General features: G+C 43.1%; 3 protein-coding genes and 1 pseudogene. 2 read left to right on the top strand and 2 right to left on the bottom strand.

All coding sequences use genetic code 11. The annotated features are described in order from the left end of the window. On the bottom strand, positions 1–1029 hold a 1029-nt coding region (locus IQ237_RS25715), incomplete at its 3' end, for a cadherin repeat domain-containing protein (RefSeq protein WP_194060075.1). A gap of 99 nt (positions 1030–1128) precedes the next feature. Continuing rightward, positions 1129–4710 carry a choice-of-anchor L domain-containing protein gene (locus IQ237_RS25710; protein ID WP_194060074.1) on the bottom strand — a complete coding sequence of 1194 codons (3582 nt, stop codon included), beginning with the start codon at positions 4708–4710 and terminating at the stop codon, positions 1129–1131. A gap of 445 nt (positions 4711–5155) precedes the next feature. Here IQ237_RS25710 and IQ237_RS25705 point away from each other — a divergent pair. Then, a pseudogene (locus IQ237_RS25705) lies at positions 5156–5446 on the top strand (transposase); the annotation flags it as partial. A gap of 238 nt (positions 5447–5684) precedes the next feature. Further along, the coding region (locus IQ237_RS25700; protein ID WP_194060073.1) for a helix-turn-helix domain-containing protein at positions 5685–6001 on the top strand (317 nt) is incomplete at its 3' end.

Here is a 6001-nt window from a genome sequence, read left to right as displayed (position 1 = left end):
TTCTAGTCCCCCCTGGTCAGTCGTTTTTACCCGAATACTGTAACTATTCTTGGTTTCAAAATCAGGAGAATTATTAATCTGTAATTGATTCCCCACAATCGAGAATGCAGTATTATCTGTATCTCCTATTCCTGCAACTAAGCTATAGGTAAAGGTATTGCCAGCATCGGGGTCAGTGCTAGAAAATGTTCCAATCACTGTATTGGGGTCAACATTTTCATTTACTGTTGTCGCACTTAAAGCTAAATCTGTTGGTGTTTCATTGACATTATTAACTTCTATCGTCACCATTCTCACCGTTGTGCCCCGAAGGACAGTGGTTGCTGGTTCGCCAAAGTTATCATAAGCGGTAATTTCGACTTGATAAGTATTATTTTGATCGCTATCTAAGGGATTTTCAAAATCAGGAGATTGATTAAAGGTCAGTTCCCCATTGGCATTTAAAGTAAATAGGTGTTGATCAGCACCCCCTGTCATCGCAAAAGTTAATGTATCCGATGGATTGGGGTCAGAGACTGTTAAGATAATGGGATTACTATTTTCTAAGACTAGCCCTGGGTCTGAAATAACTGGGGCATTATTCACATAGTCATCAGCAAAGGCTAAGTTGAAGCGGTCTGGTGTGAGGGTAAAGTCGGTAACATTGATGTCTGTGAGCGCCTGAAAAGATAGGGTAACGAAGGACTGCCATTGATTAACGCCAATAACCTCTCCTACCTCAAATTCAGGTAAGGCGGCTCCGGTTAAGTCATTGATCAAACCAAGTGTATTATCTAGAGTTCCTTCCACCAAGAAAGGAAAACTGGGGGTAACTAGGGTTTCGGGATTAAAGGGTTCATCTAGGGATTGAATTTGGTCGGGTTGCCATTGTAGATTGGTGGCAAAGCCAATTAGCCCCCCAGCATCGTCACGAAAATCCCCCACCCAAATTTGCAGAAAAAAGGAATTACCAGCAGCGACTTCATTGATGGGTTCACCCACCAGTCCGTTATTATTAGCAAATAATTGCAGTTGCAGTTTTAGTGACATAACGTCCCCAGCGTGGAAAGTAGAAAAAATAATGGTTTGAGGTTCCCTAAAATAAGGGAACCTTAGGAATAGCAAGTTCAGAGGCTTTTCTTTACAGGACTAAACCAAAGCCAAAGCGAAGCCTCGTTCACTGTTGAAGATAGTCACATCGGCACTATTAATCAGACCATCACCGTTAATGTCGGCTGTACCATCGTAAATGCCATTATTGAAGTTCCTGCGGGCGTTATTTAACGGGCCTAAATCTCCAGCCCCGACTCGTCCATCGTAGTTGATGTCTGAGTTGAAGGTGGATTTACCCGACAAGGCGATCGCGTATTCAGGAAGATTGAGAGCGTTAGTGAACAAGACTAACCCATCCGTAACGGAGAAGTTTTCACCTGCTGCCAAGGGATCATAGGTCAAACTAATGCGTTGGCTTTCTCCTGGATTGATTAAGAGATCATCCACAAAGTTCGTATTCACTCCCGTCACATTAGAAACAATGTCAAAAACTTGCAAAATCCCCGTTCCGGTGTTGGTAATGTCGAAGTATTTGGTTGTGTCTGCAAAATTAGGACGCACGAAATCGCTTTCGGCATAGTTTTGACGTAACGGGAATTGAGTGGTGAATTTAATGCTGGAGTCATTCCCATTGCCGGAGTTATCGGTAATGGATAAACCTGCTGTCACTAAATCAGCTTCGTAGTAGTTACTGAACAAGGAATCATAGGTTGACCCGTCGCTGGTGTAAGCATAGCCATATTCTGAACCTAAGCCAGAAGAGCCATTTCCACCCCACCAATCCTTCCAAATATTAGTGGTTTCTCCATAAAGGGTATCGCCATCAGTGTAGCTAGTGACATAGACGCGGTTGTGTTCACTAGCACTTGTTGTTCCAGCCTCAACAGAGTTAATAGTGTAATAGCCAGAGTTACCTGTCTCATTGCTATAACCCTCTAGGGTTTGACCCGCCGTATAGGTTCCGGCTAGGGCATAACCATAACCACTGTAACTATCCCCATTACCGTAGGTATAAGTGAAGGTATAGTACTGGTTGAGAATATCTGCTTCCCAGTAGCCACCACCAAAGTAAGAATCAGAGCTATTGCCATTGCTGTCGTAGGCATAGCCATATTCTGAACCTAAACCAGAATAGCCATGAATACCATCCCACGAATAGTTTGCGTCTCCAATATTAGTCGTTTCGCCATAGCCTGTGTCAGTATCGGTATAACTGGTGATATAGACATAGCCGTTATAGCCAGTGCTGGTATTGCCTAAGGCAATCGAGTCAATGACATAGTAACCACTGTTCCCTGTTTCATTGCTATAGCCGGTTAAGGTTTGGCCTGCGGTATAAGTACCAACGGCGGCATAGCCATAACCACTGTAGCTATCCCCATTACCGTAGTAATAGGTGAAGTTGTATAACTGGTTTCCCAGAATATCGGCTTCCCAGTAGCCGCCGCCGAAGTAGGAGTCCGAGCTATTGCCATTGGTGTCGTAGGCATAGCCATATTCCGAACCTAAGCCAGAAGAGCCATTTCCCCCCCACCAATCTTTCCAAATATTAGTAGTTTCGCCAAAGCCTGTATCAGCATCGGTGTAGCTGGTCAGGTAAACCCGACCGTTATACGAACTATCTAAGGTTGTCCCGGCAATAGATTTAATTTCGTAGTAGCCTTCGTTACCCGTTTCGTTTGAGTAATCCCCTAAAACTTGACCCTCAGTATAGGTTCCTTCCACCGCAAAGACATAACCCGTGTAGCTGTCCCCATTGCCGTAGTAATAGGTGAAATTATACTGGCTATAGGGTGAAATAACTTGAATCGGTTGTTGTTCAACGTCTAACGAGGCCGCATTGAACGCATAATCGTCGGCGAAACTAGCGTCATTAACCGTTGTCGTAAAGTAAGTCGTGCCATTAGAAAGGCTGTCTGCACGGAAATGCAACAACGCGAAGGTATCTAATTGATTAACGCCGATCGCCTGACCGAACTCAAATTCAGGGAGAGAACCACCGCTCAGGTCATTAATGAAACCATCGTAGTCTAGGGTGCCATCCTGGAAGAAGGCGAAATCAGAGGTGATATCGAGGGACGGATCAAAGTTAATGGACTCCAGAATTAAGCCATCCCAAGCAAAATCGAGATTTAAACCAACAACTCCTGCCGCATTACCCCGGAGATCGCCCACTTGAATTTGCACAAAGAAGGAACGATTCAGTCCCACTTGGTCATTCGCCAGAATTTCGCCGGGCGTGCCATCATTATCCGCTAACAGATTGAGACGCACTTGTAACACGGACGGTAAATCTGCTTCGGAATAATAGGTAAAGTAGTAATCTCCTGTCCAAGGAGTGGCGTTGAAGGCATAACCTTGTTCTGAACCTAAGCCTAAATAGCCATGAATACCATCCCCCCAGTTGGCATCTCCAATATTAGTCGTCTCTCCAAAACCGGTGTCAGCGTCGGTGTAACTGGTGACAATGACAAGGCCATTCGTACCGATTTCACTGTCTTCAACAGAGTCAATGACATAGTAGCCTTGTTGACTGCCCGTTTCGTTGTCATAGTAATCAGGTAACTGACCAACACTGTAGGTTCCCGATGGTGCATAGCCGTAACCAGAGTAGCTATCCCCATTCCCGTAGAAATAAGTAAAGGCATATTTTTCAACAGAGGGTGGTGGCGGTGGCGGAGTTGCGTTGTCAACCTGAATGTAAATGGTTCCAGTCGCAGTGTTGCCGTTGGCTGCAAGGGTATAATTAAAACTATCAACTCCACTAAAGTCAGACGGCGGAGTATAGATTAATTTGTCGTCCGATGGATCGTCTGGTGTCTGATTACTATCGAAAGCAACTGCACCCCCGTTGATGGTGTATAGATCAAAGGCCGTGATAGAGGCTTGTTCTCCCTCAAGAACCAAATCATTGGCAAGAACATCCAGTGTAGTTGGCGAGTCCGAACTGACGAAGAAGGAATCGTTGACAGGAACTAACGGTAAGGAAACAAAACTGCCATTGGTAATAAAAACTGCCGAGTCAAAAACTCCATCACTATTATCGGCGATCGCCAACTTAAAGTGATAACTCTCACCGGGGACGACCTTAATAACTGCGGTTAAACCAGTCGTAAAGCCGTCAAATTCCGTGTTATGGGGAGTGGTCGAGAAGCCAAAGTCGGTGGGATCGTTGTTAAGGTAGTAAGCGGGATTGCTTGAAGAGTTAACGTTATTAACAGCGATCGGAGTTGTTGTCCCTGGAATCAGAGCAATATTTGTTGTGACACCCGAAGAATCCGTTACAAAGAAACCGAAAACATCGTTAAATGAGCTACTAACAAACTCGTTGTATTCCTCAGACGCAAAAACATAACTAAAAGTGAGAAAACTCTCTGTTGCTACAAAATCAAACTCTAAAACCGCCGCATCCTGGGTAGCACTGGGGGACACCAGCGCGTTCAAGTCAGCATCGCCAGCCGTCGGAAAATCTGTGCTGGTATTATCGCTGTCATTAGGTCCGTAGATATTAGCTACATTCCCAGTACTCAGCACAATACCCGACGTAATACCAACCCCTGGAGATGGATCACTGGCATTGAAAACAGCCGCAGACTGGGGGTCGCCGGTGAAAGTTGCACTCGTAATCGTTACACCGGGTCCAAGAATAGCAGAAGCTAAATCAAAAGCGTTAGTCATTTTATTTCCTTAATATTTAGGAGTCTATGAGAGTTAAGGTATTTGCTGATACAAAAAAAGCTAACTAATGCTAAAAATCTCTAACTTTTTCTCCTTGCTTCACCAGTCCGACAATTCGACAAGCTCAGTGATCACTACGCTTACTGAACTCCTAGAAGTGTCGGCATTGTCTAGTCCACAAGCTTGATTGGGGTGTATTTCACCATACTATTGGTGTATTTAGGCTTGGTTATTACCTAAAATACGTATCAATATTAGCATTTTTTCTCCGCTTTCCCGTCAAGGACTAGAAATAAATCTTAATTAAGTGCAAGGATGTATTAGGTTTTATTATTAAACCCTTAAATAGCTGTTAACCCAATTAACGGGAATTAGGCAAAAAAAGATACCAAAAATGCTTCTAATAATGTAGATATATTAAATCTTTCACATCAAACCAAACCCTATGAAAGAGATAACACCCACAGCCATGCCACCATGCTTTGAAAAATGGTGTCAAAGATTTGATGATATATTTGGACATAAAGCTTAAAAAAGGGAGTTTAGACATTATTTAGGAGGATTATTAGGAGAAAGCGAGCGAAAAAACATATCCCAGATGGCAGAGAAGGCTGTGGGCGTAACTTACTACAAGTTACACCATTTTTTAACAGAAGCACCGTGGTCAGGAATCAAGGTAAATGAACGACGTTTGCAAGTAATGAACAAGTGTAGTCAGGCCAGAATCAGTAGGGGTTAATTAACAGTAAGCCAAAAGCTAAGTAAGTGGGCGTTAAAAATTGTCGTTATGACAAGGGAACAGGGAAGAGGGAACAGGGAACAGAGAATAGGTTTTTGAATATTTTACTTTTTGTTACATATTTCGGTTTTTTTCTGTTCACCTACTTAACAATTACTAATAATTGCTTACTTATGCTCCCAGTTAAAGTCATCGGCTCTTGTTATGTGTGCTTCTTTGGCTGTAAAATAGAATTATGCTACTAGGATTCAAGACAGAACTGAAGGTAAGCAAGCAACAAAGACTACTACTGGCACAACATGCAGGAGTAGCTAGACACGCTTGGAATCAAGGTTTAGCATTATGTCAACAGGTTCTCATACATAACAAACTTAATCCTGAAGACAAAATTAAATTTCCCACAGCCATAGATTTACATAAATGGTTAGTAGCAGCCATTAAATCTACCCATCCTTGGTACTATGAAGTGTCTAAATGCGCCCCTCAATACGCATTAAGATATTTGTCAAATGCCCTTAAATCCTTCTTCAAAAAAAGTCAAGGGTTTCCTAA

This window comes from Sphaerospermopsis sp. LEGE 08334 (assembly GCF_015207205.1).
Lineage (GTDB): Bacteria > Cyanobacteriota > Cyanobacteriia > Cyanobacteriales > Nostocaceae > Sphaerospermopsis.
Note: the sequence above shows the minus strand (reverse complement) of the source record. Positions and strands in the feature narration are given on the sequence as shown.